Here is a 26,235-nt window from a genome sequence, read left to right as displayed (position 1 = left end):
ATAAAAAAGGCAGCCTTATGAACGACCTGATTCAGAGCCATCAGCGCAACGGTCTACTCACCCTGACCCTCAATCGCCCTGACAAGCTCAATGCCCTCACCAATGGCATGTACAACCAACTGGCCGACCTGTTGTTTGCCGCAGGCGAAGACCCGAGCATCACGGCCATCATCATCACCGGCGGCGAACAGTGCTTTACCAGTGGTAATGACCTAAAGGACTTTCTCCAAGACCCGCCCACCCAACTGAACAGCCCGGCCTTTCGCTTTATGGACGCGGTAATCCAGCTGGACAAACCCTTAATCGCAGCGGTCTGCGGCGCAGCCATCGGGATCGGTACGACCCTGCTGCTGCATTGCGATCAAGTTCTGGTCACCCGGAATGCCAAGCTGCGCATGCCCTTCGTCAACTTGGGCCTGTGCCCTGAGTTCGGCGCAAGTCTGCTGCTACCAAGACTAATAGGGCATACCCAAGCGGCGCGACTATTGCTGTGGGGCGACGGCCTAGATGGCACACAAGCGGTGGCTCTAGGGTTGGCCAACGAAGTATTCGAAGATGGCCCAGAGTGCCTGAACGCGGCACAGCAACTCGCAGAGCAATTAATCGCCCTACCCCGCGACGCCTTATTGCACACAAAGCGCCTGCTCAAACAACCTGTGTTGCAGGAACTCAAAGACACCCTGCGCCGGGAAAACCTACTATTTATGGAGCGTCTTAAAAGCACCGAAGCCAAGACCTTACTTGAAGCCATGCTGGCACGCAGTGCTGCTAAGGGCTGAGCCTCATTACGCGTGCCAGCAACGATACCAACCATTGTTCTGCGACACTTGAAGCTCGGTTTGGTAAAGCGCCGAGAGTTTCTCGCTGGTTAGAATCTCGCTCTTAGGGCCATCGGCAATTAACTTGCCTTGACTGATAAGAATCACTCGGTCGATTTCAGGAATGATCTCGTCAATATGGTGAGTGGTGATGATCATTGCACGGCCCTCGCCACAGAAATTACGCATCAAGGACAGCAACCTCAAGCTAGCTCCCATGTCTAGGCCACTGGTGGGTTCGTCGAGGATCAACGCTTGCGGGTGGTGAACCAAAGCACGTGCCAACAGCAAGCGACGCTTTTGCCCTGTGGAGAGGCGTTGAAACATACGTTGCTCTTCAATATCGCTACCCAATTGCTGCATCAAGCTGCGGGCTAAGTCGATTTGCTCTTCACTGGCTTGCAAGTGCGAGTGGGCGCCCATGGCGCCAAAGAAGCCAGAAACAATCACATCCAGCGCCGAGGTATACGGGGTGTAATCTTCTTGCATGTCTTGGGAAACGAAACCGATTTTGCTGCGTAAAGCCCACAGGTTCACGGTTTCATCCCCAAACAGTTTCAAGTAGCTACCTTCACGCTCAACCGGGTAAATCTCGCGGTTGATCAGTTTTAGCAAGGTGCTTTTACCGGCGCCATTAGGCCCCAGAATAGCAACGCGTTCGTTATAACCAATATTCAGCGAGACTCGGTCGAAGACCTGCGTTTGTTGTTGGAATGCGCAGACTTGGTTCAATTCGATCATTGAAATGCCTTGATTTACCGTAAGTTCGTGCCGTGGGTTTAACCCATTTTTGCGCTCAATTGCAACGAGATGTTTGGCAGTCAACGCACTTCAGTGACTCGTTCAAGGCTTTAACTCAGTAGACCGCTGCTGTTGTTTGGTCCTGTAAATGGCTTGCCAATTCAGCGATGTGTTCGGGGCCAATTCCGCAGCAGCCACCGACGATACTGGCACCCTGCTCAACCCACTGCTGGGCCCATTGTAGATAAGCCGCAGGCCCAAGGTCGGCGCGTATCGTCAACAACGTTGAGTTGGCTTCGGCTTCTGCGCTAACCACCGGGAAGGCGTTGGCATAAACGCCCAGGCGTAGCGCCTGTGGGTTTTCACCCAACACACGTGTGGCCTCTTTGATCGCCGCGCCCATGCTTTCGGGCTGGCTGCAGTTAAACAGTAAGGCACTTGCGCCCAACTTCAGTGCCACCGCTACCGCCTCTTCGACGCGTTCTCCAGAGCGCAATTGCGGGGCTGCACCGGACTCAAGTCCATCGGCCAACGTGAAAGACAGCCACAACGGTTTGTTGTCATCGGCCAACGCCTTTTTTACGGCATGGGCTTCGGATAATGCGCTTAACGTTTCTGCAAGCCAAAAGTCCACATGCGCTGCCAATCCGCCTACCAGCTCTTGCAAGACCTCCAATGAGCGATCCGCATCCACTAGGTCTGGGCGGTACGAGCCGCCAACAGGCGGCAGTGACCCAGCCACCGCGACCCCTTCAGTTTGATCGGCCGCTTCGCGTGCAAGACGCCCAGCAAGGCTGGCTAACGCCTGCCCTGACGCGGCAAAACGCTCTTCTCCAATGTGGAATGGCACCACGGCATAACTGTTAGTAGTAATGACCTGAGCGCCAGCGTCGATGAATGCCCGGTGCGCTTGCAGTACATGGGCGGGCGACTCTATCAGCGCCAGGGCTGACCACTCCGGTTGCCGGAAAGGCGCACCGCTACGCTCCAGTTCACGGCCCATCCCACCGTCTAGCAGGGTCAACTTGCGAGTGCTCATTAATTGGCCTCCTGTTGAGTCTCGAGCCAGCGATCAACCTTCGTACCATTGGCTTTGACCCAGTTGCTGGCCACGGTTTCAGCAGGCTGCTTGTCTTGTTCAACCTGACGCAATAATTCGCTCAAGTCTTTGGTATCGAAGCTTACGTTCTGAAGGAACTTGGCAATGCGAGGGGCTCGCTTTTCAAGGGAGCGGGCACTCAAGACATAGACTTTGGCATCTGGATAAGCGCAGTTGATGTGACTCTTTTTCAGCCAGTCAGGGTCAACCGTCGGGCTGATGAAGTACCAGCAGCCGTCGGCTTTATACAGCGGATCGCCCTTTTTGTTGTCTTGGGCATATCCGTCAAAAGCGGGCTCTTCTAAGCGGCGCAGATCATAGGCAGAAAAGATCCAGTCGGGTGTATAGGCGTAAAACACTGCGCCACGCTGAGCTTTGTAAGCGGCCGCAAGCTTGGCATACGTTACCGAGGCTTCTGTGGACACAGGCTCGAACTTGTCAGCAAAGCCGTAATCCTTGGCTTTTACCTGGCCAATGTAGGTTGACTCCCATCCAGCCGGCCCCACCAATAACTCACCCTTATTAGAGCCCACTGGCGCGAACAGTTTGGCGACTTCTGGCTTGGCAAGGTCGTAAACGGTTTTAACGTTGTACTTATCCTGTAGGTAGCCTGGGATATAGAAGCCTTGCTCCCCGGTATACGGTTTATTCGGCACCAGATTTTTTGCTCCGCCGTCGACATATTTAGCCCAGGCGGCTGACTGATTGGGCATCCAGATATCGGCCAGTACATCGACTGCACCGTTATCTTTAGCGGCCGCGGCAAACAGAACGGCCACATCGCCCGCTAAATAAGAAACATCGCCATCCAACCTGGTTTTTATAACGTCACCCAAGATGTGCTGAATCAGCACAGCCCCTGTCCAGTTCTGCTCGCCGATTACAATGTGTTCTTTCGCGCTCGCTGTACCCGCCGTAAGCAACGCGCTAAGAAAGGCAGCCGCTAAGGTGGTGCTTGACTTAAATTTACCCATGACTGCTTAACCCCAGAGGCTTAATGAAAAGACTGTTTGTTCAATGTTGCTTGAATGATGCGGTCTGGCACCAAGGCACAGAACACGATGGCAATACCTGCCAGTAAACCTTGCCCGCCGTTAATGTTGCGTAACGCTGTCATCACGTCGTAGCCCAAGCCGCCAGCGCCAATCAGCGCTGCAACCACCACCATCGAAAGGCTCATCACAATGGTCTGGTTGACGCCCAGCAGTAATGATCGGGTCGCCAACGGCAGCTCTACTTGGGTCAGGGTCTGCCAGGCCGTTGCGCCGTGGGCGACTGCAGCTTCAACAGCCGCTTTGGGCACACCTTGGATCCCCAGTGTTGTCAGCCGGATCATCGGTGCCAGCGCAAAGATCACCGTGGCAATCACCGCAGGCGTCTTGCCCACAGAAAAGAACGCAACGGCGGGAATCAAGTACACAAACGTCGGCAGTGTCTGCATCACATCCAACAACGGTGTAAACACGCGTCTAGCCGCCGCGTTTTTGGCCAGAAGGATGCCGATAGGGATCCCTATCAGTAGCGACAAAAGCACCGATGCGCCAACCAGTGCCACCGTTGAAATAGTTCGCTCCCAGAACCCAAACACTCCGACGTAAGCCACGGCGAAAGCAGTGGTAAGCGCCAGCACAACGCCGGCCGAGCGCCACGCGCTAAACACCAAAACCAACGCAAGCACAGGCCAAGGCAAGCCACTTAATACAGCCTCCACGGTTTCGATCACTGTGCGTACAACAATAATGATCCCCGTGAAAGCACCTTCGAATTGGACTTGTAAGGTACTGATCACCTCATCAATAAAGTTAGCGACCGACATAAACAGGTCACGGTTGTCCGGAAACTGAATAAGGATGCTTTGAGTGCCAGGCGCCAGTGCGTACCACAACGTTAAACCTTCACAGACCACCAACAGGCTGAGCGCTGGCCACACGTTTTTATGCAGCGATTTTTTTTGCCGTATCAGCCAAAGAGTCCCCAGGCGACTGACGAGCAAACCCGCAAAACCAAGCCCGACAAGAGGCAGGTCGTGTGTGATCAGCCCTTTGCCGATCCCACTGAGTGCCAGAAGCTCCAGCAACAGCCCGAGCCAAAACACCCCCGAACTGGCGACTGTCACGGCACTCGCGGGACCAAGCAAGAGGTTGCGCAACCAGTGAGAAGAGGCATTGGGCTTAACTGTTTGTTGGGCCGTAGCGGGCTGTGCAACAGGCGGCAGCGCTGTGTTGACAACGCTGGGGCTGTTATCGAAAAAGTTGGCAACACCAGCGTCAACGGGCGATTCGAGCAGTTGTTCTGGGGTGCCGACTTGAATCAGCCGCCCGTGGCGCAGCACCGCGATTCGATCCCCCATGCGCAGGGCTTCTGCGGGGTCATGGGTGACCAGCAGCGTGGTGATGTTGCGCTCGCGAACCAGTTGCAGGAAATGCCCTTGCAGCTCTCGGCGAATCGTCGGGTCCAGCGCACTGAAGGGTTCGTCCATTAGCAAAATATCGGGCTTGCTCACCAGTGCACGGGCCAATCCAACCCGCTGCTGCATCCCTCCCGACAGTTCATGCGGAAACCGCTCAGCCCAGTCTTGCAAACCAACGGCGACTAATTGCGCTTGCGCCGCTTCATGGCTGAGTGCTTCTGACTCGCCGCGCAACAACAACGGCAAGGCGACGTTGTCTCGCACAGTGCGATGCGGCAGCAGACCGAAGTTCTGAAACACCATACCGATTTTACGGGCGCGAAGACTTCTCAGCGCTTCTGAGTCCAGGCTGCTGATGGGCTGACCTTCAACGCATACCTCGCCTGCACTGGGCTCGATAAGGCCGTTAACGTGACGCAATAAGGTTGACTTGCCGCTGCCTGAACTGCCCATCAGGCAGAGTATTTCGCCATGTTTGATGTGCAACGTAACGTCGTCTACGGCGCGATGAGCCTGGCGATCTTTGCCACCGGCATAGATCTTGGTCACACCGGTGAACGCCACAGCGATGTCGCTTGAATCTACAACCGTGGTTTGAGGGTGAGTGGCGTCAGTTGCTCCTTGAATAGATGCGAATGGGCTGGCTCTTTGTGTTTGACGTTTGACTGACTGCAATTGAAACCTACCTCTCATGTCTGTGGCGCACCCACTTTCGCCACACGGCGCTTGACCATGAGATAGCAGCAAACATGCCAACCCTTTAGAGCCCGTAAATGCGCGGGAACCGGCAATCTACTGCTCTGGATTAAACAGACTAGGGGAGCAAAATGCTGAACAACTGTTGGTAGTCCAACAGTTGCGCCGACTGCAGTACATCATCCGACACCGGCTACACGCGCTATGCCCTGTATGCAGTTTCGGCATGAGCCATTCTGAAACGTCATGTTTCTATGTTTTGCTGCGTGGTAGTCTCGCAGTACCACGAATAGGCATAGATCGTATTTCGATGATGGCCAGAAACAGGAAAGATCATGCCCAAGCAGTCACACACCGCTCTTCGCAATAACTTTCGTCAATTGCTTTCCACGCCAGCGTGCGTTGAAACAGCGTCGGTTTTTGACCCAATGTCCGCACGTATCGCAGCAGACTTAGGCTTTGAGGTCGGCATCCTCGGAGGCTCCGTGGCATCGCTGCAGGTGTTGGCAGCCCCCGATTTTGCCCTTATTACACTGAGCGAGTTCGTCGAGCAGGCCACCCGTATCGGCCGTGTCGCTCAGTTGCCTGTCATTGCAGATGCTGACCACGGCTACGGCAACGCGCTGAATGTAATGCGCACCGTTGAAGAACTCGAGCGAGCTGGGGTCGCGGCGCTGACGATTGAGGACACCCTGCTACCGGCGCAATTTTCGCGCAAATCGACCGATCTTATTTCTGTTGAAGAAGGTATTGGCAAGGTCAAGGCCGCTATTGAAGCGCGGGTCGACCCTGCACTCTCAATCATCGCGCGAACCAACGCAGGTGTTTTATCGACCGAAGAGGTCATTGAGCGTACACGGGCTTATGAAAAAGCCGGGGCCGACGGAATTTGCCTCGTGGGTGTCGATGATTTCGAACAGCTAGAGAAAATCTCAGAAAACCTCACAATTCCATTGATGCTGGTGACCTACGGCAACCCGAAACTCAGCGACAGCCAACATTTGGCCAGCTTGGGCGTACGTATTGTTGTAGCCGGTCATGCAGCTTACTTTGCCTCGATTAAAGCCACCTACGACTGCTTGCGCGCGCAGCGACACCTGACTAACAGCACAGATAACCTTAGCGCTACAGAATTGACCCACACCTACACTCAGCCAGAAGATTACGTGGCGTGGGCTAAAGAGTTCATGGACGTAAAAGAGTGATGTTGAGGACGATTGCTCAGAGGGTCGCATCCTCGCCACGTTGAAACACCGGTGGCGGGATAACGACCGCTTTTATAGCGCTACGTCAGACGATGTCATCCACCACACCGCCGTCTACTCGCAGTGCTGCCCCTGTCGTCGCCGACGCTTGAGGTGAGCACACGTAGACGACCATGTTGGCGACTTCTTCCACCGTTGCTGCGCGCTGAATGATCGAGCTGGGCCGCTGTTGTAAAACGAATGCAGTCGCAACCGACTCGAGGGTTTTACCCGTGCGCTCAACCTCGTCTTTCAGCATGTTCGCAACCCCGTCAGACAGTGTTGGCCCCGGCAACACGCTGTTCACAGTGACTCCACTGCCTGCGACGCGCTTGGCCAAACCGCGCGCCAACGCCAGCAAGGCGGTCTTAGACACCCCGTAATGAATCATGTCCGCTGGAATATTGCGCGCAGACTCTGACGACATGAACACCACTCGGCCCCAGCCTTTTTTGACCATTGCCGGGAGTAAAGCACGGCTTAAGCGAACTCCAGACATCACATTGGTTTGCCAGTAGCTGTCCCACAGCTCATCGTCGGCCTCATAAAAATCCTGAGGCCCGAAGATACCTGCATTGTTCACCAAAATATCAACTTCACCGGCGTCGCGTATCAGCGTCGCAACCCCTTCAGCTGTGCTCAGATCCGCCGCAATGCCCTGTACCGAAGTGCCTGGCACCGCTTGTGTCAGTTTGGCGACGGCTTCAGCCACAGACTCAATGCTGCGGCCATTGAGAATAATGTCAGCGCCCGCCTCGGCCAGCCCATGGGCAATCGCATAACCAATGCCGCCGGTTGAGGCCGTTACCAACGCGCGTTTGTTATTGAATTGGATGTTCATCAGGTTTCCTTCTCAAAATTGATCGTGGGCTGTGCTGATAGCTCATTAACACACGCACGTTGGGTTCGACCGTCAACAAAGCGGATTGACTCCCGCCTCTTCCCTAACGCTGTCTTTAGGTAAAACGATGCACTGTACTGACCATTACGTTAACGTAAGCGTCACAACAACCATTGAACGCCTATGAGGACGATCACGCTATGACCCCCATCACTTCTTCCTTGCAAGACACCTCAGCGCCCGATGGCGTTTGCTATGGATGCGGCAGCAACAACCCACATGGTCTACACATCAAAAGCTACTGGCATGAGGACGGTATTCACGTTATCGCAGAGCACTTACCTGACGCTCGATATTGCGGCTGGCCTGACTTGGTGTATGGCGGGTTGATTGCGATGCTGGTGGATTGCCATTCCAACTGGACGGCTATGGCGTATCACTATCGAGCAGAAAATCGTTTGCCTGCGAGCTTGCCGCGAATCAACTGCGTGACGGGGAATTTAGCGATTAAGTTCATCAAACCGACCCCGATGGGGATCACGCTGACCTTGCGGGCTTGGGTTGATGGCGACGTTAGCCGCAAAACCCGGGTGATCTGCGAGGTGTACGCCGGTGATGTGCTGACCGCCGTGGGTGACTCAATTTTTGTGCGCGTTGATGCTGAAAAATTAGCCGATGCAGCTCATGATCGAAGTTGATTTTTTAGATTAGATTTATTACATAACTCTATGTTTTTTAATATTTTCTATGAGCTAGCTTGCTCGCGATCTTTTGATCTTCAAAACAAAGATCGCAGCCTGCTGCAGCTCATCTTTGTTATTTTTTGTGTCGGCACCGATGCTGGCGCTACAGGATAGGCGTAGTGCGATTGATACCTAAGTCAAACAGCAGCTCACCGATCAGGTTAAACACGGTCATTTTGACTGCACTGTTCAAGTCCACCCAAGCCAAGCCGGTTGTGGCTCTGTAGCTACCCAAGTCCAAGGGTCTTGAGATCACGTTAGTGGGTAACGCTCGACCCGCATTGACTGGGAGCAAACCCACCCCCAACCCGGCTGAAACTAACGCCAACATGGTGGTGAACTCACCCAATTCTGAATCGACTTGCAGCTCTACACCTTGGCTGCGCAGCGTTTGCATCAGCTCGTCGTAAAAGCCTGGCGCGTAGCGTCGCGCAAGGATCAATACCGGGATGCGGGCCAGCTCGAGTGCGGGCACGCTTTCAAGCTCGGCTAGCGGATGGTCGCTTGGCAGCGCGACGATAAAACTCTCCTGCAATACCTCGCGGGTTTGGATGCCCGGAATCACCGCAGGTAAACGCATCAGCCCAAAATCCAATTGGCCGGTTTTCAAGGCGTTAGCTTGGTCCGGGCCTGACATGTCTTTGAGTTCCAATTCAATGCGCGGGAACCGGGCGTGTAAGGTGCGAACCAGAGTCGGTAAGAGTTCTGGCAACACTGATGAGACAAAGCCAAGACGCACGCGACCTATCTCTCCTCGCCCGCTGGCCTTGGCCACATCTGCGGCATGGGCGGCCTGGTGCAGCGTCGCCTGCGCTTCAGGCAAAAACAGTGCACCAACTTGCGTAAGCAACACGCTGTGCCGGTTTCGCTCAAACAAGCGAACGCCCAACTCTTCTTCAAGCAGTTTGATTTGCATGCTCAAGGCCGGTTGCACGATGGACAAACGCTGCGCTGCGCGGCCGAAGTGAAGCTCGTGCGCCAAGATAACAAATGACTTCAGGTGCTTGATTTCCAATACATTTCTCTGTTTAAAAAGCTTAATGGAGAGTGGTGATCATTTTTTTTGATCACAAGATCATCAATGACAATTGGACGCTTTTTAGTGCCTAAGGTGAAGTGGCTTAAACAAAAAACACCTCTGCTTGAGCAGGCGATCTTTTAACCAGTAAAAGCTCGCGAGACAAGCTCGCTACTGCAGAGGTAACACACATCTGGAGTTGTGCATGTCATTCACTATCAACAGTTTTCGATTGGATGGGCGTCGCGCCTTGATTACCGGTTCAGGCAAAGGAATTGGACTTGAGCTGGCACGCGGCTTGGGGGCAGCAGGCGCCACTGTGGTGATCAACGATCGGAATATCGAGAAAGCTCGCGCTATTGCCAGCCAATTACGCGACGAGGGCCTTCACGCTGAGTTTGCCGTGTTTGATGTCACTGACCGCGAGCAAGTGGTGGATGCAATTACGACGTTTGAGGCCGGGACGGGCGCTATCGACATACTGGTGAACAACGCGGGCATTCAACGCCGTGCCGCGCTGGAACACTATGACGCCAACGATTGGCACGATTTGATGCGAGTCAATCTGGACGGCGTGTTCTATGTCTCTCAAGTCGTTGCCCGGCACATGATTGCGCGCGGCAACGGCAAAATTATCAATATCTGCTCGGTCCAAAGCGAGCTGGCACGCCCAAGCATTGCTCCGTACGCGGCCTCCAAGGGCGCCGTCAAAATGCTCACTAAAGGCATGTGTGCTGAATGGGCTCAACACGGTATTCAGGCCAATGGTTTGGCGCCGGGCTACTTTGCCACTGAGATGAACCGTGCCTTGGTAGACGACCAAGCGTTTTCCGAATGGTTGTGCAAACGCACGCCTGCCGGTCGCTGGGGGCGTGTCGAAGAGCTCTGCGGTGCCGCCGTATTCCTCGCCTCCAAGGCTTCAGACTTCATCAATGGTCAGACGCTGTTTGTGGATGGAGGGCTGACCAGCGTCGTTTAAGTCAGCACCTAAAAAAACAATAACAGGGGTTCCCCATGAGCACTCTCAAAGAACACGCACTGCCGCTGGACCATGCCAGCAGTGACTCGCAGGTCAAGGCGAAAGGCTTTGCACCGAAACGCTGGTTGTACCTGATACCGATTATTTTCATTACTTATAGCCTCGCGTACTTGGACCGAGCCAACTATGGCTTCGCCAGTGCAGCCGGTATTGAGCAAGATTTGGGTATCACTAAGGGCATGTCGTCGTTGATCGGCGCCCTGTTTTTTCTTGGATACTTTTTCTTTCAAGTACCAGGAGCGATTTACGCGCAGAAATACAGCGTGCGCAAACTGGTGTTCTGGAGCCTGATTTTGTGGGGCTTTTGCGCCATGGCTACGGGGCTGGTCACTAATATTCCGATGCTGATGTTCATTCGGGTTTCTTTGGGGGTGGTTGAAGCCGCCGTCATGCCCGCGATGCTGATTTTCATCAGCAACTGGTTCACCCGCAAGGAACGCTCACGGGCCAATACTTTTTTGGTACTGGGTAACCCGGTCACCGTGCTGTGGATGTCGGTAGTGTCGGGCTACCTGATCCAAGCGTGGGGCTGGCGTGAAATGTTCGTGATCGAGGGGGCACCGGCGGTGCTCTGGGCTTTTGTCTGGTGGCGTATGGCCCGGGACAAACCCGAACAGGTCAATTGGCTAACCCAACAAGAGAAGGCCCAACTCGCCGCAACCCTCGCCGCAGAGCAAAAAGGCCTGGCGCAGGTTCGTAATTACCGACAAGCGTTTACCAGCCCGGTGGTGATTCAGCTGTGCTGTGTTCACGCGTTATGGAGCATCGGCGTCTACGGCTTCATCATGTGGCTCCCGAGCATCATTAAACAGGCAGCGGTGGCTGATATTGTCACCGTCGGCTGGTTGAGCGCCGTGCCCTATGTGGCCGCTGTGGCTGCGATGCTCGCAGTGTCCTGGGCCTCGGACAAAACACAGCAGCGCAAACACTTTGTCTGGCCGCTACTAGCACTGGGCGCGTTGGCGTTTCTAGGCTCTTACTTACTGGGCTCTGAGCATTTTTGGCTGTCATTTGTGTTGCTGACCCTTGCTGGCGCAGCGCTCTACGCCCCCTACGGACCATTTTTCGCGCTAATCCCGGAGATTCTTCCGAGCAATGTATTTGGTGGCGCGATGGGTCTTATTAACGCTTGCGGAGCCTTGGGTGCCTTCGTCGGTTCATGGATCGTCGGCTATCTGATCGGCCTGACGGGCAATCCGGGCGCGGCTTACATCTTTATGTTCGCAGGTGTGTTGTCGTCGGCGATATTGATGGCGTGGGTCAAGATACGTCGTTGACGTTATGTACCGCAGTCGCTGCCGAATGCGGCGACTGCGTGGGCCAAGGTGACGCGGTTCAGTGAAAGGTAGGAATACTCCGAAAAGCAACATTCGTTGCCCAGCGTCTGGAAGTTTCGGGGATGACAAGATCGCGCACAATGTTATAAGGTAACGCACCTTATGAATCCCTCTTGTCTGTGAACCCCAATGCCAAACGCACTACCCTCTCCTCCTTTAAGTCAACGCCTGCTGTCTATCGACGCCCTTAGAGGCTTGGTGATCATCTTTATGTTGCTCGACCACGTGCGCGAAACATTCTTTTTGCATCGCCAAGTGGCCGACCCTATGAACATTGATGTCACCGAACCCTCGCTGTTTTTTAGTCGAACCCTTGCCCACTTATGCGCCCCGGTTTTTGTCTTGCTGACAGGTTTGTCGGCGTATCTGTACGGGGAGAAGTATCAAGGCACACGCGACGTTTCAGCCTTTCTGTTCAAGCGCGGGCTATTTTTGGTCGTGCTGGAGTTCACGCTGGTGAACTTCGCGTGGACCTTCCAGTTCCCGCCCACGGTGATCTACATGCAGGTCATTTGGGCCATCGGCGTCAGCATGATTGCGCTTGCTGGGTTGGTTTGGTTGCCGCGCCCTGCTCTTTTTCTGCTCGCAATTGTCATTATTGCCGGGCACAACCTGCTCGACAGTGTGCACTTTGCGGTCGGCTCTGGGATGCATGTGCCGTGGGCGATTTTGCATGATCGCGGCTGGATCGAGTTCTCTGACAGCTTGCGCTTGCGCACGTCTTATCCTGTGTTGCCGTGGATCGGGGTGATCGCTCTGGGTTACTGCCTCGGCCCTTGGTTTGCTCGCTCGACCTCGGCCGCCGCACGGCAGCGTAATCTGTTACTGGCTGGCACCGGCGCCTTGATCGGTTTTGTAGCCTTACGTTTGCTCAACGGTTACGGCGAGGCGCAGTGGAGTGGCTACAGCACTGTCACCCAAACGCTGATGAGCTTTTTCAACATCACCAAATATCCGCCTTCATTGCTGTTTTTGACCCTGACCTTAGGCCTGGGCCTCTTGTTGTTACTGGCTTTTGAACGCGCCGGGCAACAACGTTGGATTCGCACGTTTGCGGTGTTCGGAGCTGCGCCCATGTTCTTTTACTTGCTGCATTTGTACGTGCTCAAGGTGCTGTACTTGGTGTGCGTAGGCCTGTTTGGGCTCAATCAAGGGACATACTTTGGCTTTGAGGGTATCGGTGCCGTGTGGTTGACAGCTATTTTGCTGGCAACTGCGCTTTACCTGCCGGTGCGTTGGTTTGCAGCACTCAAAGCGCGTCGTCGAGATATTTCGTGGCTCAAATACTTCTGATACGGACATTTTTCGCAATTAGGCGGCCTGTTGGTCTAACATGCTGCGCCGGTCCCCACCATGGGATTAAAAGGGAATCCGAGATGCCACAACAGCATCAACCGGAACTGCCCCCGCAACTGTAGGTGCTGAGCTTGCTCCTGATTGCCACTGGGAACCTCCCGGGAAGGCTGGAACTAAGCGCTGACGCACCAGTCAGGAGACCTGCCGGCGATACAAACAACCAACCGGCGGGGTGTCCGGGAAGGACATCCTTGCTGCGCACGTCATTGTGGTCACACGCCTTGAGCTGTCACCACGAGACTGCCTGCTGATGTGTTTCCAGCCAGTACACCTTTGCCTCTGTGTACGATTCAAATGGAGATTGCATCATGCAGCTGCACCGCTTTATAGCCATCGCGACTATTCTAGGTTTGTCTTTTCAGGTTCAGGCCGCTGCGACTCACTACCCGCTGACCCTCGAAAACTGCGGCAGTGCCCTGACGTTTCAGCAGGCCCCCACGCGCGCAGTCACCATTGGCCAAGCCGGTACCGAAATGTTTTATGCCTTGGGCTTGGGCGACAAGCTGGTGGGGACTGCGCTGTGGTTCAACGAGGTGCCTGGGGTCTATAAAGCCCAAAATGCCAAAGTTGAACGGCTGGCTGACAACGACCCAAGTTTTGAGGCGGTGATTGGCAAGCGCCCGCAGTTGGTAGCTGTGCAGCTTGAATGGATGGTGGGTCCGCAGGGTGTGGTGGGGACGCGCGAGCAGTTTCATGAGTTGAACATCCCGACCTATCTGATGCCTTCTGACTGTGAGGGTAAGGACAACCTGGTGGGCGCGGACGGTACACGCCTGCAACCCTTCCGTATTGATAGCCTCTACAAGAGCATCAGCCAATTAGCTGAAATCTTTGATGTGCAAGACCGAGGTCAACAGCTCAATGCACAACTGAAGGCCAAGCTACACGCCTCTATTGCCTCGCTCAAAGACACAGACCTTACCCACACCAGTGCCTTGTTCTGGTTTTCCAGTGCGGACATGGACATTGATCCGTACGTGGCGGGCCGCAAAGGCATTCCGGATTTTATGCTCAACACCTTAGGCGTGCGCAACGTGGTCGAGTCCGACGAGGAGTGGCCAACAGTAGGCTGGGAGACCCTGGCCAAGGCCAACCCGACCTTTCTGGTCATCGCGCGCATGGATCGGCGGCGCTTTCCAGCGGATGACGTTGATAAAAAACTCGAGTTTCTTCGCACCGACCCTGTGACCCGCAATATGGACGCGGTCAAAAATAACCGCATTATTGTCCTCGATGCCACGCAAATGCAGGCCAGCCTGACGCTGTTCGATGGTTTTGAAACGCTGGCCAAGGCCATCAATCGCTATGAACCGTCGAAATGAGAACACGGCTAATACCCCTTCTGCTGGCCATTGTGACGTTGCTGTTGGCGGTGCTGGCCGGGGTAACCATTGGTGAAACGCCAATTGAGCCGAGTGTCGTAGTCCAAGTGCTGGCTAACAAGCTGTGGGGCGCCGCCTACGTGCTTGACCCGATTGACGAAGGCATTGTCTGGAACTACCGACTGACCCGTGCACTGGTGGCAGCGGCTTGTGGTGCTGGGCTGGCCACATGCGGGGTGATTTTGCAGTCCTTATTGCGCAATCCGCTGGCAGATCCCTACCTGCTGGGGATCTCTGCTGGCGCCTCGACCGGTGCGGTTTTGATCGCTTTGCTGGGGTTGGGGGCGGGAGCGATTTCGCTCTCGGCCGGCGCCTTCGTCGGGGCGGTTGCCGCCTTTGCATTGGTCATTCTGCTGGCACGTGTTAGCGGGTCAGACAGCGGCGCAGGGCACATTATTCTGGCTGGGATTGCCGGGTCGCAGATGTTCAACGCTATTACTGCGTTTCTGATTACCAAGTCCGCCAGCTCCGAACAGGCACGCGGCATCATGTTCTGGTTGCTGGGTAACTTGAGCGGCGTGCGCTGGCCCTCGGTAGGGTTAGCCGTACCGATTGCGCTGCTGGGTTTAGGCGTGTGCCTGTGGCACCGGCGCGCACTGGATGCGTTTACCTTCGGCGCCGACTCGGCAGCCTCCTTAGGCATTGCTGTGCGCCGCGTACAGTTCTTGTTAATAAGTTGCGCAGCACTGGTGACCGCGGTGATGGTGTCGATTGTCGGCTCTATCGGCTTTGTCGGCTTAGTGATTCCGCATGCTGTACGTCTGTTATTAGGCACCGGCCATGCCCGACTCCTACCTGCCAGTGCGTTGGGTGGTGCGTTGTTTCTTATCGGCGCAGACATCTTGTCTCGCACGTTGATCAAAGGCCAAGTCATCCCTGTCGGCGTAGTCACCGCTTTGGTCGGCGCGCCGGTGTTCGCTGTGATTCTGATCAGCCGCAGGAATGCCCGATGAACGCCACACTCCCAGTATTGTCTTGCTCGGACTTGAGCTATGGGGTTCGCGACGCGCAGTTACTGCACGGTATTAACTTGGCGGTTCAGCGCGGCGAAACCCTAGGGATTGTCGGACCTAATGGTTCAGGCAAGTCGACGTTGCTCAAGTTGTTGGCCAATGTGCGTGTGCCCAGTCATGGGGAGGTTTTGCTCGAAGGGCAAGCGCTCAAAAATCTGGCTCAACGCAAAATCGCGCAACAATTGGCGGTGGTTGAACAGCAGGCCGACACCTACGATGCCATCCGCGTGCTTGAAGCCGTAGCGCTGGGCCGTACGCCTTGGCTATCGGCCTTGGCCCCGTGGTCGAGCGCTGACGATAGGATCGTTGCGCAAGCACTCAACGACGTAGATGCCACACACCTGCGCCAGCGCACTTGGCGCAGCCTTTCAGGCGGTGAACGTCAACGCGTACACATTGCCCGAGCGTTGGCTCAGCGCCCGCAAGTCCTACTACTGGATGAGCCTACTAATCACCTCGATATTCAGCACCAGTTGGGCATTTTGAAAACCGTACAAGCGCTTCCGATCACGACCTTGATCGCCCTGCATGACCTGAATCAAGCCTTGAGTTGTGATCGACTCGCAGTCCTTGAGCGCGGGCGCTTGGTAGCGCTGGGCAAGCCGCATGAAGTTTTGACGCCGCAGCGCTTACGCACCACCTTTGGGGTGCAGGCGCATTATTTAATTGACCCTTTTGACGGAGCGCAAATCCTGCGATTTCGTTGCTCTTAAAGCCTTTATGGATACCCACACATGCGTATTTCATCTCTCAGTGTTTTGTTGGCCTGTGCTCTGCTCAGCTCCTCGGTGCTGGCTCAAACCCATGAAGTAAAAATGCTGACGCGCAGCGCAACCGCCGGCATGGTTTACGAACCGGATTATTTGCAGATTGCCCCTGGTGATACCGTTAGGTTTGTCCCGACTCAAAGCAGTCATAACGCGGCCACCCTGCCCGCCTTACTGCCTGAGGGTGCAGAGGCTTTTAAAGGCAAGATTAACGAGGTCACCGAGCAGACATTCACTGTTCCAGGGTTGTACGGCATTCAATGCATTCCCCATCTGGCCATGGGCATGGTGATGCTGATTCAAGTCGGCGAACCCCCAGCCCAAACGCCAGAGCTGCCCTCCACACTGCCTAAGCGGGCGTTGGACCGGATGAATGCTGCGCTCACCAAGCAGGCGGCGCAATGACTGCCCTTGCGAGTCGATCAGCCATTTTACTAGCGCTTAGCAGCCCGTTTGCCATGGCCGACTCTGCACAATCTCAGGCCAATGGCTTTATCGAAGACAGCACCTGGGGCTTACTCAACCGCTCTGTTTACGACCGTCGTGACTACCAGCACGGGGGCAAAAATAGCGGCGCGCGTAATGCCTACAAGGCAAGGTCCGAGCGCAACGATTATGCCGAGGAATGGGCCTACGGTTTGATGGGCACGTTGCAGTCTGGTTTTACCCAAGGTCTCATCGGCGTCGGGATAGATGCGCACGCCTACTTAGGGGTCAAGTTGGACAGCGGCGGCGGTCGTGCAGGCAAGGCCCGTTTGTTAGGCTTGGATAATGAAGGCTACCCTAAAGACAATTACGGCCGGGGCGGTGCGGCGATCAAACTGCGGATGTCCAACACCGTACTTTCTTACGGTGAGCAACGGGTCAAAACGCCGGTCTTTAGTTCGTCCGATAGCCGCTTATTGCCAGAAACTGCCACCGGGGTGTTCGTCACCAGCAATGAGTTCGACAGTTTGAAAATGGTCGGTGGCCACTTCACCGGCAGCACTGACCGCAATGCAAGCAGCCATAATCAGGAGTTTGTGGTCAATTACTCCAATGGCCTCAAGGGTGATGCTTTCGATCTTGCCGGAGTGGTCTATACCCCAAGCAAACAGCTGAGCACCAGTCTGTATACCTCTCGCTATGAAGACACGTGGAACCAACAGTACCTAGGTGCTCTGTTCAATCAACCGATTGATGAAAATAGCTCGCTGGCGTTCAACTTCAACCTGTACCGCACCACTGATGAAGGCAAAGCCTTGTCGGGCACCATCGACAACACTACTTGGAGCCTGATGAGTACCTACACTCAAGGCCCACAAAGTTTTAGCCTGGGTTATCAAAAGGTACACGGCGATACGCCGTTCGATTACGTAACTCGGGGTGCTATTTTCATCACCAACGCCGTGCAACTGTCTGATTTCAACGCACCCAATGAACAGTCATGGCAACTGCGGTACGACTTGGACATGTCGGTGTGGCGCTTGCCGGGGCTGATGCTCAGCGCTGCTTACGTGCGCGGTAGCGATATAAACGGCACCCATGTCGACCCTAAAGGCGGTTATGCCTATCTAGGTTATGGCAAAGACGGTAAACACTGGGAACGAGATCTGGAAGCGCGGTATGTGGTGCAAAGCGGTACAGCCAAGGGCACGACGCTGTCGCTGCGCTACAACGTGCATCGCGGTAATACTGCCCAGGCAGAGCTGGATACCGATCAGGTCCGCGTAGCCATCGAATACCCGTTAACCGGCAGGTTTTAGATCATTCGGGTACTGGCAAACGATATTGCATATGGGTCGTTTGCCAGAGTGGATCAGCCTCAACATCCACCACGTTAAAGCCTTGTCGCTGCCAAAAATCAATCGCGCCTGGCAGAAACGGGTGTGTATGCAGGTACATCACCTCGACCCCTTCTTGCGCCGCCAATGCCCTCAAAGCTTGGTACAAACGGCCAGCCAAGCCGGAACGTCGATATTCGGGCAGTACAAACAGGCGCACCACTTCTACGACTTTAAGGCCGTGGTAATTGAGCTGCTTGAAACGATGGTCGTACGGCAGGTAGCCGATGGCAGCCACTATTCGTCCCGCGTCGCGCACCCTTAGAAATCGCCCTGCGCCCTCAAGGTACACCTGCTCAAAATGAGCCAGATCATTAGGCAACCCCGTGAGGCTCAGCTTGGGGAATAGTTCGGCACGGGCTCGCAAGACAAAATCCAACACCTCAGGGATGTCGCTTTTGGTGACCGGTGCCAGCGAAAGAGATGAGGACATTCAATAAGGCTCTGGAGCGAACGTGCTGCGCAAGCCACGCTCGCTCAACGGGGAGTAAATCAGTGTGCTGCACCGTGGTCATGCTTGTGCATATTCATTGGCATGCTATTTAACGCACGCGCTTGGGCTTTGACCTCAATTGACTGTTTGGCGCCTTGGGCGTCTTCAATCACCAGCGTTAACGGCACTTGATCACCGTCTTTAACTTGCCCCACTAGGTCCATCAGCATCACGTGGAAGCCTTCGGGTTCGATGTTGACGGTCTTACCCGCTGGCAATGCCACAAAAGGCACAGCCTGCATGCTCATGACATCGTTTTTCATGGTCGACTCATGAATCTCTACGGTCTTGGCCACCGGGGATTTAACGTCAACCAGTTTGCTGTCGGTGCTGGAGGTGATGTGCATAAAAGCGCCGGTCGAAGACTGACCCGCAACCGTGGCGCGAACCCAAGCGTCGTCAACCACTGTCTGCGCAGAGACGTTAAGGCTAAGGCCCAGTAATGACAGCAACATTACGCGATTTATGGTTTTCATGAGGCAGGCTCTTTTTATAAGGAATAGAGATCAGCAGACTGACATCACCGTCAGCAGGTCTTCAGTGCACTGTTTAGCTGACAATGAAGGCGATAAACCTAAGCGCAATACACCGCGGGTGTCGAACACGAAGCTTGTGGCCGTGTGCGACAAGGTGTATGACGATCCGGTTGGGATCTTCTCGTAAAACACCTTGAACTCTTTGGCCGTGGCCGCGGTTTCTTCGAGGGTGCCGGACAGCGCCATAAAGGTTGGGTCGAAGGCTTTGACGTACGCATCTAGCATCGCCGGCTTGTCGCGCTCCGGGTCTAAGGTGATAAACACCACTTGGAGGCGGTCACCGTCCGGTCCCATCATCTTTTTGATTTGTGCAGCACGGGCTAAAGCAGTTGGGCACACCGCTGGGCATTGAGTAAAACCGAAGAAGATCATCGGCATCATTCCGCGAAAGCTGCCGAGCATCATTTCGTTACCATCAACATCCCGAAGCTTGAACTTGCGCCCCAGAATCTCATTGCTCAGGTCTTTACCGTATTTGTAAGACAAACCGCTGCCCGGATCACAACCGGCAAGCAGGCCGAGACTGAGCAAGCCAAGACCGGCAACGACATGGCGGCGAGTCAGTAATGCATTCATGTCAGGTTCCTTTAAGCGGCTCGGCTGTTTAAAGCCAAACCTTTGCCCTGCGCAATAAGCACAGGTATGCGCTGCTCGACTAATGAATCTGCCATTACCGGCTACGCACGATTGCTGTGGGATTAACGCGTTTCATGGACGCTGAATTTACCACTCTCGCGCCTGCCTCGCACGGCGGGCACGCCCTGTTGTGGTGCGCACTAGCGCTCTACCCCAGCAAACTCGCGGGACGTAGGTTTGGTGCGGCAAATCGACTCAGGGCTGCCACTTAACCCCAGCAATCAGAAGCAGCCCAGCAGCACTAAGGAAAAATCCGTAAAAGCGGCCGATATTTTTCTTTTTACCACAAGAGAGAATCTATATCATTTGCCTTCAATTTCGCATGGATGCTGATATTTCCCACTCTTTACGCGGAATTCTGATGCCCTCCACTCTCGCTCCGTTTCGATTGACATCCCTAGCTGCCACCGTACTTGGCCTGGTGGGAACATCGCTGTGCAGTGTCGCTGCCGCCGATCAGACCTCCGCGTCTGTACTGACCCTAGATAGCACGGCCATTTCAGCCAAAGAATTACCCAAAAACGCGCAACCTCCGCTGTTTAGCGGCGGTCAAGTCGCACGCGGTGGGGAGCTGGGCGTGCTGGGCAATCAGGACATCATGGATGTGCCGTTCACCATGGCAAGCTACACCTCCCAACTCATCGAAGATCAGCAAGCGGAAAGCATCGGTGATGTACTGCTTAACGACTCCTCGGTGCGCCAATCCTTTGGCTACGGCAACGCATCGCAGATTTTTGTCATCCGTGGCTTGCCGCTGAACAGCGACGATATTTCGTACAACGGTTTGTATGGCGTCCTGCCGCGTCAGGTAATCAGTACAGACAGCCTTGAGCGCGTTGAAGTGTTCAAAGGCCCCAATGCGTTTATCAACGGCGTGACCCCAACCGGTTCAGGTGTGGGCGGTGGGATTAACTTGCAGCCCAAGCGCGCACAAGACACCCCGACCCGACGGTTTAGCACTGATATTTCCAGCAGCGGTCGCATCGGTGAACACCTGGACTTGGGCCAGCGTTTTGGCGAAAACAATGAGTTCGGCGTGCGCATGAATATAGCCCAGCGCGAGGGTGATACCGCCATCGACGATGAAAACCAGCGCACCAAGTTGTTCGCTCTAGGGCTGGATTACCAGGGCGACCGCTTGCGGCTGTCCACTGATTTTGGTTATCAAAAGCAACGTATCAACGGCAATCGCAATGTGGTTTACGTGCCTGTAACCTCGACAGGTATCCCCCACGCGCCGGACGCCGATACCAACTACAGCCAAAAGTGGACGTTCACCGAACTGGAAGACACCTACGGCATGGCCCGCGGTGAGTATGACCTCAACGATCAGTGGACACTGTATGCCGCTGCCGGGGCCAAGCACACCCGTGAAGTGGGCGACTATTCAACCCCTACCCTGCGTAGCCCTGCCGGTGCAACCACCGCCTCGAACATGTTCGTCGCTCACGATGAAGACAACCGAAGCGCCATGGCTGGCCTGCGCGGCAAGCTGCAAACCGGCCCGGTGAGCCATCAGATCAACCTTGGCGTGACGGGGATATGGGCCGAACAACGTTCGGCGTATCAGTTGAGTGGCAGCTTCGCCAACAACCTCTATCACCCGATTGATGTGGCTAAGCCGACTGTCTATCCGTACGTGGGCGGCGATATTAATGACCCAGGCATTGTGGGTAAGACCATTAACCGCAGCATCGCGATTTCCGACACTTTGGGCTTTATGGATGACCGCATCTTATTCACTTACGGTTTGCGTCGGCAAAACTTGAAAGTGGACGGTTGGAGTTACGCCGGCGACCGCACGGCCACGTACAACGAAACGATCACGACGCCGGTCTATGGCATCGTGCTCAAGCCATGGGAACACGTGTCGTTGTATGCCAACCGCATTGAAGGTCTGGCCCAAGGCCCGACAGCTCCAGCAACTGCGGGCGGCGCTGTGGTTACAAACGGCGGGCAAGCGTTTGCACCTGCACGCTCCAAGCAACTGGAAGCCGGGATCAAATACGACAAAGACACGTTTGGCGCTAGCTTGGGCGTGTATCGCATCGAGCAACCCAACGACGGTTATGTCGACGCACAGAACACTTACGTGCGCCAAGGCACTCAGCGTAATCGTGGCGTTGAGTTGAACATTTATGGCGAACCGCTAGACGGCTTAAGGGTGCTGGCGGGTGCAACCCTGATGGACACCGAACTCAGTGGCACCAAAAACGGCGCCAACAATGGGAACCGGGCGATTGGCGTCCCTACCTTCCAATACAACCTTGGTGTGGACTGGGATGTACCGGGGCTTGAAGGTGTGGCGTTGAATGGGCGGATGCTGCGTACCGGCGGCCAGTATGTCGATGAAGCCAACAACTTGAGCATCCCGGCTTGGAACCGCTTCGACCTAGGGGCGCGTTACAGCTTCGAGGTTGAACAACGTGCGGTAACACTGCGGGCTAATCTGGAGAACGTCGCCAACACCCGTTATTGGGCGTCGGCCAATGGCGGCTACTTGAGCCAAGGCGAGCCGCGCGCGTTGAAGGTCTCAGCCACAGTCGATTTTTAGGCCACTGGAGGCGAACGGCAAGCGGTCAAGATTTAAGCTTGCCGCTTGCTGCTAACAAGGTGCCGCTGGATTCAAAGAATCCTGTACAGCAACCGCTCAATTCGAACTCGACTAACCCGGCGCAAAAACTTGGCGACTGCCGGAGGGTAGTCGGGCAGGGTTTCGAGATCTTTGAAGTGCTCAATGCGCTGGGTATGGGCAAAAATCGCTTCTAACTCCTTGCGCCGAGGCTCCAGCAACTCGCGCCGTGGATCGTCGATCAGCAGACCATTTTCAAGGTCTAGACGGAAGGCTCTTGGGTTGAGGTTGTTACCGGTCAGTAAGGTGTAACGATCATCAACCCACACACCTTTAAGGTGGAAGCTGTTACCGCCCTCGCGCCACAGATGTAAGTTGAGTAAGCCGCTGTCGATCATCCGCTGATGGCTCTTGGCAAAGCGACGCAAACTTAACTCATACAAGTACGGTAACGCCGAAATCACCTTAAACGGCTCGCTCGGCGGGATGTAGAAGTCATTGGCGGTCTTGTCGCCCACCACGATATCAATCTTCACCCCTCGCTCCAGCGCACGGTTAATCTCGCGGGTGACCGGCAGTGGCAGGTTGAAATACGGCGTACAAATAGTCAGTTGTTGTTGGCTACTGGCTATCAACTCACCAATTACTCGATTGAGCGGGTTGTTTTTACCGACGCCCAACAGCGGGCTGACCGACAAGCCAAAGTACCCCTCGGTGCCTTGGCTGATGTCGTAACTGGCTTTTTTCAAGTGGCTACGAAAGTTACCGATGGCGCTGCGCAGGCTTCGGGTTGTCGGTAATGAAGGCAGATCAAGGCGGTGAACTGCTTTGGTTGCGATCAGGTCCTGCTGAACAAACTGATGCATCGAGTCGGCCAATGCTTTGTTGTGCAGCACGTGATAGCGGTCAAAGCGGTACTTGTCCAACTTGTGCAGATAGACGTTGTTCAGGCTGGCGCCGCTGTAGATCACACAATCGTCAACAATAAAGCCTTTGAGGTGCAGCACCCCGAACAACTCACGGGTTTGCACAGGTACGCCATAAATGGGGACTTCGCTCTCGTGCGCAGCGGTTTGGGCTTGATACCAGGCCGAATTACCCGGCTGTTTACCTGCCCCAATCAGCCCGCGCTGAGCCCGCAACCAGTCAACCACTACCGCTATTTGTAGTTCAGGGCGTGCCGCTTTAGCAGCATGTAGGGCATCGAGAATTTCTTGTCCGGCCTCATCCTGTTGCAGGTATAAGGCAACCAATGTGATGCGTTGGCGAGCGCCTGCAATGTGCTCCAGCAAACTGCGACGAAACTCGGCGGCGCTGGGCAAAATGCTGAACGCATCGGCAGACAAAGGAAAACTGCGCAGTTTCGGCAGCAAGGAGCGTTTGAAGAGCGATGGCATAGGGCACGCTAGGGGTCGAATGCAAAGGACCGCAAAGCTTACACGATTTGGACGAGTACATTCACTGTAGGCCCGAGCTTGCTTGCGATCTTGAACCGAGCAAAAAATCGCAAGCAATCAAGCGTGTAAAAGAGACATTGAGCTTTCGGCCTTCAATCACGCCACTTTTAAACTGAGCAAGCGAGCGATATCTCGCGCCCGATCGGTCAACAGTTGCGCAGCTTGGCCACAGGCGTCTTCAAGGCCCATTGGGCCACTGACTATGGCGAAAGCGGCTTGAATGCCGTGCTCATAAAGTGCTTGATAGCCATCACCTAACGTACCCGCTAGCACCACCACCGGCACGCCTTGCGCCTGCGCGATACGGGCTACACCAAAAGGTGTTTTGCCGCGCAGGGTTTGCGCATCAAAACGGCCTTCTCCAGTCACGACTAAATCTGCGCCCTTCACCGCTTCAGATAAGCCGACCAGTTCTGCGACGACCTCTACGCCCGCTCGAAATTGCGCCCCAAAAAACGCCTTAGCCGCAAAACCAAGGCCGCCAGCCGCTCCCGAACCGGGCTCATCGCGCACATCTTTCGGCAGCACTTGGGCACAGTGATCAGCAAAATGCCCTAAGGCGTGATCCAACAAACGGACTTGCTCTTCAGACGCGCCTTTTTGTGGGCCGAAAATGGCTGAGGCGCCATGTTCGCCACACAGCGGGTTATTCACATCGGCGGCAATCTCAAAACGCACGTCGGTCAACCGTGGATCAAGCCCGGCAAGTTCGATACGGGCCAGTTTGGCCAGCGCCAGGCCCCCCTGTGCCAGAGGTTGCCCCTGCTCATCAAACAGTTCCAGGCCAAGCGCTTGCAAGGCACCAGCACCAGCATCGTTAGTAGCACTACCGCCGATGGCCAAAATAATTCGCTGGGCGCCTTCATCCAGCGCGGCTTTGATCAACTCGCCGGTGCCGAAGGTGCTGCTGATACACGCATCGCGCTCGTTACGAGCGACCAATTGCAGGCCACTGGCTTCGGCCATTTCAATGATGGCGGTGCGAGTGTCTGGCAGCCATCCCCAGTTGGCCTCGACTGAGACGCCTAGCGGCCCTTGCACCCGATTGCGGCGTAATTGGCCGTTACCCGCAGCAACAATCGCATCCACCGTCCCTTCTCCGCCATCCGCCATGGGGCAGGTGATGATCTGCGCATCTGGCAGTACATCGCTCAAACCGGCAGCAATAGCTTCGGCGACTTTTTCAGCACTCAGGCTGTCTTTGAACGAGTCGGGGGCAATCACGATTTTCATGGGCGAATCTCCAGTTCTTATGCCTTCCATGCTGCCAGTAATCGGCTGCAAACACGCCAGTCTGGTGCACAAGCAATCACAGGGTTTGTTGTTCATTTTTACAATTAGGTGCAACGCTGACTAATGCTGTGGCAACAACTGCACCCCTAAATACAGCGCAAGCATGCCGTTGAGGCTTAACGGGTCAACACCACTTAACTCGGCGATACGCTCCATCCGGTAGCGCAGGCTATTGCGATGGATGCCCAGCGCATCAGCACAGGGCTGGCTCTGCCCATCGTGTTCGCACCAACTGCGAAGCGTCGTTATCAATTGACCGTTGCTGTCTTTGGCAACCACTTTGTGCAGCGGCCCTAAGAGTTCCTCAAGGGCGTCATCGTTACGATGGCGCCACAGCATCACCGGCAGGCGATAACGGTTGAGGGTTAATAAACGCATCTGCGGCAACACATCTCGGCCATAGGCCAATAGATCGCCAACCCGCCGATAACAGCGGCGCAAGCCTTTGAGCCCATCGGCCTGGCCGCCTATTGCGACGCGCAAGGCGCGCAAGCCCTGCCCATCAAGACGTTCAAGCAGGCGTAAGTCATCCAGCGCAGTGGTTGAAGGACGACACCAAAGCAACGAACCCGTGGCCGGGGTCACACACCAGCTGTCCGGGTAACGTGACTGCAACCAAGTACTCAAGGCATCGGCGCTTTGCCCCGTGTCCAGTTCGAACAGGTAAGGAATCCGCGACAAATGTGGCTTCAAGCCCAGTTGCTGGGCTTCATCTATCAGCCGCGGGGAATCGCCGGCGTCACTGAGCAACAGCGCGACCAAGTCGTCACAACGCTGACGTCGCCATTGTTGCTCTGCCTGAAGGTGACGCTGGCCCACCAGCATTTCAGCCGTCATGCGTACCAGCTCAGCATACGTGCGCAACTGCTCGGGTTCGCCGGTAACGCCCCACACGCCCATTCGCCGTTGATCAAGCAGCAG

Annotated in this window: 24 protein-coding genes and 1 riboswitch; of the genes, 12 read left to right on the top strand and 12 right to left on the bottom strand. The window is 55.2% G+C overall.

The annotated features are described in order from the left end of the window. Window positions 1-17: 17 nt before the first annotated feature. Window positions 18-779, top strand: coding sequence for an enoyl-CoA hydratase (locus AQS70_RS11495; RefSeq protein WP_055102894.1), 762 nt, complete (start codon window positions 18-20; stop codon window positions 777-779). A gap of 6 nt (window positions 780-785) precedes the next feature. Here the strand turns inward: AQS70_RS11495 and AQS70_RS11490 are convergent, their stop codons facing one another. From AQS70_RS11490 to AQS70_RS11475, 4 genes are all read right to left on the bottom strand, one after another. Further along, window positions 786-1,559 (bottom strand): ABC transporter ATP-binding protein, encoded by a 774-nt coding sequence (locus AQS70_RS11490; RefSeq protein ID WP_055102893.1) that lies wholly within the window; start codon window positions 1,557-1,559, stop codon window positions 786-788. A gap of 115 nt (window positions 1,560-1,674) precedes the next feature. Next, window positions 1,675-2,598, bottom strand: a complete 924-nt coding sequence (locus tag AQS70_RS11485) for a homocysteine S-methyltransferase family protein (RefSeq protein WP_055102892.1) — start codon at window positions 2,596-2,598, stop codon at window positions 1,675-1,677. Further along, window positions 2,598-3,632 (bottom strand): ABC transporter substrate-binding protein, encoded by a 1,035-nt coding sequence (locus tag AQS70_RS11480; RefSeq protein ID WP_055102891.1) that lies wholly within the window; start codon window positions 3,630-3,632, stop codon window positions 2,598-2,600. Before AQS70_RS11480 ends, AQS70_RS11485 begins: the two co-directional genes overlap by 1 nt. A gap of 20 nt (window positions 3,633-3,652) precedes the next feature. Beyond that, window positions 3,653-5,743, bottom strand: a complete 2,091-nt coding sequence (locus AQS70_RS11475) for an ATP-binding cassette domain-containing protein (protein ID WP_420912351.1) — start codon at window positions 5,741-5,743, stop codon at window positions 3,653-3,655. Window positions 5,744-6,099: 356 nt separating this feature from the next. Between AQS70_RS11475 and AQS70_RS11470 the strand changes: the two genes are divergently transcribed. Next, the gene (locus AQS70_RS11470; protein WP_055102890.1) at window positions 6,100-6,969 is read left to right on the top strand and encodes an isocitrate lyase/PEP mutase family protein; all 870 of its coding nucleotides are present in this window, start codon (window positions 6,100-6,102) and stop codon (window positions 6,967-6,969) included. An 85-nt stretch (window positions 6,970-7,054) separates the two neighbouring features. Here the strand turns inward: AQS70_RS11470 and AQS70_RS11465 are convergent, their stop codons facing one another. After that, a complete protein-coding gene (locus AQS70_RS11465; protein WP_055102889.1) occupies window positions 7,055-7,849 on the bottom strand; it encodes an SDR family NAD(P)-dependent oxidoreductase in 795 nt (264 codons plus the stop codon). A 200-nt stretch (window positions 7,850-8,049) separates the two neighbouring features. Here AQS70_RS11465 and AQS70_RS11460 point away from each other — a divergent pair, with 200 nt between their 5' ends. After that, window positions 8,050-8,547 carry a PaaI family thioesterase gene (locus AQS70_RS11460; RefSeq protein ID WP_055102888.1) on the top strand — a complete coding sequence of 166 codons (498 nt, stop codon included), beginning with the start codon at window positions 8,050-8,052 and terminating at the stop codon, window positions 8,545-8,547. 148 nt (window positions 8,548-8,695) lie between these two features. Here AQS70_RS11460 and AQS70_RS11455 read toward each other — a convergent pair whose 3' ends face one another. Then, a complete protein-coding gene (locus AQS70_RS11455; RefSeq protein WP_055102887.1) occupies window positions 8,696-9,607 on the bottom strand; it encodes a LysR family transcriptional regulator in 912 nt (303 codons plus the stop codon). Window positions 9,608-9,815: 208 nt separating this feature from the next. Between AQS70_RS11455 and AQS70_RS11450 the strand changes: the two genes are divergently transcribed. The 8 genes from AQS70_RS11450 (at window position 9,816) to AQS70_RS11415 (ending at window position 18,249) form a co-directional block, all read left to right on the top strand. Further along, the gene (locus AQS70_RS11450) at window positions 9,816-10,589 is read left to right on the top strand and encodes an SDR family NAD(P)-dependent oxidoreductase (protein WP_055102886.1); all 774 of its coding nucleotides are present in this window, start codon (window positions 9,816-9,818) and stop codon (window positions 10,587-10,589) included. A 35-nt stretch (window positions 10,590-10,624) separates the two neighbouring features. Beyond that, window positions 10,625-11,926 (top strand): MFS transporter, encoded by a 1,302-nt coding sequence (locus AQS70_RS11445; protein WP_055102885.1) that lies wholly within the window; start codon window positions 10,625-10,627, stop codon window positions 11,924-11,926. 189 nt (window positions 11,927-12,115) lie between these two features. After that, on the top strand, window positions 12,116-13,279 hold the full coding sequence (locus tag AQS70_RS11440) for an acetyltransferase domain-containing protein (protein ID WP_055102884.1): 1,164 nt from the start codon (window positions 12,116-12,118) through the stop codon (window positions 13,277-13,279). A gap of 32 nt (window positions 13,280-13,311) precedes the next feature. Then, window positions 13,312-13,505, top strand: a riboswitch (cobalamin riboswitch). Between the two features lie 145 nt (window positions 13,506-13,650). Then, a complete protein-coding gene (locus AQS70_RS11435) occupies window positions 13,651-14,664 on the top strand; it encodes an ABC transporter substrate-binding protein (protein ID WP_055102883.1) in 1,014 nt (337 codons plus the stop codon). Beyond that, window positions 14,661-15,677 (top strand): FecCD family ABC transporter permease, encoded by a 1,017-nt coding sequence (locus AQS70_RS11430; protein ID WP_055102882.1) that lies wholly within the window; start codon window positions 14,661-14,663, stop codon window positions 15,675-15,677. Before AQS70_RS11435 ends, AQS70_RS11430 begins: the two co-directional genes overlap by 4 nt. Continuing rightward, complete coding sequence (locus AQS70_RS11425) at window positions 15,674-16,450, top strand: ABC transporter ATP-binding protein (protein WP_055102881.1); 777 nt, start codon at window positions 15,674-15,676, stop codon at window positions 16,448-16,450. The genes AQS70_RS11430 and AQS70_RS11425 overlap by 4 nt, the downstream gene beginning before the upstream one ends. 21 nt (window positions 16,451-16,471) lie before the next feature. Continuing rightward, window positions 16,472-16,909, top strand: a complete 438-nt coding sequence (locus AQS70_RS11420; RefSeq protein WP_055102880.1) for a pseudoazurin — start codon at window positions 16,472-16,474, stop codon at window positions 16,907-16,909. Continuing rightward, window positions 16,906-18,249: an OprD family porin gene (locus AQS70_RS11415; protein WP_055102879.1), complete on the top strand. Its 1,344-nt coding sequence runs from the start codon at window positions 16,906-16,908 to the stop codon at window positions 18,247-18,249. The genes AQS70_RS11420 and AQS70_RS11415 overlap by 4 nt, the downstream gene beginning before the upstream one ends. Before the next feature lies 1 nt (window position 18,250). On the opposite strand, the gene AQS70_RS11410 is transcribed toward AQS70_RS11415, so the two are convergent. The 3 genes from AQS70_RS11410 to AQS70_RS11400 are packed head-to-tail and all read right to left on the bottom strand — an operon-like array spanning window position 18,251 to window position 19,932. Continuing rightward, window positions 18,251-18,760 carry a GNAT family N-acetyltransferase gene (locus AQS70_RS11410; protein ID WP_055102878.1) on the bottom strand — a complete coding sequence of 170 codons (510 nt, stop codon included), beginning with the start codon at window positions 18,758-18,760 and terminating at the stop codon, window positions 18,251-18,253. 59 nt (window positions 18,761-18,819) lie between these two features. Further along, window positions 18,820-19,296: a copper chaperone PCu(A)C gene (locus AQS70_RS11405; RefSeq protein ID WP_055102877.1), complete on the bottom strand. Its 477-nt coding sequence runs from the start codon at window positions 19,294-19,296 to the stop codon at window positions 18,820-18,822. 30 nt (window positions 19,297-19,326) lie between these two features. Further along, the gene (locus tag AQS70_RS11400; protein WP_055102876.1) at window positions 19,327-19,932 is read right to left on the bottom strand and encodes an SCO family protein; all 606 of its coding nucleotides are present in this window, start codon (window positions 19,930-19,932) and stop codon (window positions 19,327-19,329) included. Window positions 19,933-20,353: 421 nt separating this feature from the next. Between AQS70_RS11400 and AQS70_RS11395 the strand changes: the two genes are divergently transcribed. Beyond that, window positions 20,354-22,546: a TonB-dependent receptor gene (locus tag AQS70_RS11395; protein ID WP_055102907.1), complete on the top strand. Its 2,193-nt coding sequence runs from the start codon at window positions 20,354-20,356 to the stop codon at window positions 22,544-22,546. Between the two features lie 71 nt (window positions 22,547-22,617). On the opposite strand, the gene pssA is transcribed toward AQS70_RS11395, so the two are convergent. The 3 genes from pssA to AQS70_RS11380 form a co-directional block, all read right to left on the bottom strand. After that, window positions 22,618-23,961, bottom strand: coding sequence for a CDP-diacylglycerol--serine O-phosphatidyltransferase (pssA, locus tag AQS70_RS11390; RefSeq protein ID WP_055102875.1), 1,344 nt, complete (start codon window positions 23,959-23,961; stop codon window positions 22,618-22,620). Window positions 23,962-24,117: 156 nt separating this feature from the next. Then, complete coding sequence (locus AQS70_RS11385) at window positions 24,118-25,254, bottom strand: glycerate kinase (RefSeq protein WP_055102874.1); 1,137 nt, start codon at window positions 25,252-25,254, stop codon at window positions 24,118-24,120. Between the two features lie 120 nt (window positions 25,255-25,374). Further along, a partial coding sequence (locus AQS70_RS11380) for a PucR family transcriptional regulator (RefSeq protein ID WP_055102873.1) occupies window positions 25,375-26,235 on the bottom strand: 861 nt, incomplete at its 5' end.

Origin of the sequence: Pseudomonas endophytica, from assembly GCF_001411475.1 — a bacterium.
GTDB lineage: Bacteria > Pseudomonadota > Gammaproteobacteria > Pseudomonadales > Pseudomonadaceae > Aquipseudomonas > Aquipseudomonas endophytica.
Note: the sequence above shows the minus strand (reverse complement) of the source record. Positions and strands in the feature narration are given on the sequence as shown.

Bases quoted from the DNA above. Each gene is read 5' to 3' on its own strand.
- AQS70_RS11495 (WP_055102894.1), top strand. From the start codon at position 18: ATGAACGACCTGATTCAGAGCCATCAGCGCAACGGTCTACTCACCCTG.
- AQS70_RS11490 (WP_055102893.1), bottom strand. From the start codon at position 1,559: ATGATCGAATTGAACCAAGTCTGCGCATTCCAACAACAAACGCAGGTC.
- AQS70_RS11485 (WP_055102892.1), bottom strand. From the start codon at position 2,598: ATGAGCACTCGCAAGTTGACCCTGCTAGACGGTGGGATGGGCCGTGAA.
- AQS70_RS11480 (WP_055102891.1), bottom strand. From the start codon at position 3,632: ATGGGTAAATTTAAGTCAAGCACCACCTTAGCGGCTGCCTTTCTTAGC.
- AQS70_RS11470 (WP_055102890.1), top strand. From the start codon at position 6,100: ATGCCCAAGCAGTCACACACCGCTCTTCGCAATAACTTTCGTCAATTG.
- AQS70_RS11465 (WP_055102889.1), bottom strand. From the start codon at position 7,849: ATGAACATCCAATTCAATAACAAACGCGCGTTGGTAACGGCCTCAACC.
- AQS70_RS11460 (WP_055102888.1), top strand. From the start codon at position 8,050: ATGACCCCCATCACTTCTTCCTTGCAAGACACCTCAGCGCCCGATGGC.
- AQS70_RS11450 (WP_055102886.1), top strand. From the start codon at position 9,816: ATGTCATTCACTATCAACAGTTTTCGATTGGATGGGCGTCGCGCCTTG.
- AQS70_RS11445 (WP_055102885.1), top strand. From the start codon at position 10,625: ATGAGCACTCTCAAAGAACACGCACTGCCGCTGGACCATGCCAGCAGT.
- AQS70_RS11440 (WP_055102884.1), top strand. From the start codon at position 12,116: ATGCCAAACGCACTACCCTCTCCTCCTTTAAGTCAACGCCTGCTGTCT.
- AQS70_RS11435 (WP_055102883.1), top strand. From the start codon at position 13,651: ATGCAGCTGCACCGCTTTATAGCCATCGCGACTATTCTAGGTTTGTCT.
- AQS70_RS11430 (WP_055102882.1), top strand. From the start codon at position 14,661: ATGAGAACACGGCTAATACCCCTTCTGCTGGCCATTGTGACGTTGCTG.
- AQS70_RS11425 (WP_055102881.1), top strand. From the start codon at position 15,674: ATGAACGCCACACTCCCAGTATTGTCTTGCTCGGACTTGAGCTATGGG.
- AQS70_RS11420 (WP_055102880.1), top strand. From the start codon at position 16,472: ATGCGTATTTCATCTCTCAGTGTTTTGTTGGCCTGTGCTCTGCTCAGC.
- AQS70_RS11415 (WP_055102879.1), top strand. From the start codon at position 16,906: ATGACTGCCCTTGCGAGTCGATCAGCCATTTTACTAGCGCTTAGCAGC.
- AQS70_RS11410 (WP_055102878.1), bottom strand. From the start codon at position 18,760: ATGTCCTCATCTCTTTCGCTGGCACCGGTCACCAAAAGCGACATCCCT.
- AQS70_RS11405 (WP_055102877.1), bottom strand. From the start codon at position 19,296: ATGAAAACCATAAATCGCGTAATGTTGCTGTCATTACTGGGCCTTAGC.
- AQS70_RS11400 (WP_055102876.1), bottom strand. From the start codon at position 19,932: ATGAATGCATTACTGACTCGCCGCCATGTCGTTGCCGGTCTTGGCTTG.
- AQS70_RS11395 (WP_055102907.1), top strand. From the start codon at position 20,354: ATGCCCTCCACTCTCGCTCCGTTTCGATTGACATCCCTAGCTGCCACC.
- pssA (WP_055102875.1), bottom strand. From the start codon at position 23,961: ATGCCATCGCTCTTCAAACGCTCCTTGCTGCCGAAACTGCGCAGTTTT.
- AQS70_RS11385 (WP_055102874.1), bottom strand. From the start codon at position 25,254: ATGAAAATCGTGATTGCCCCCGACTCGTTCAAAGACAGCCTGAGTGCT.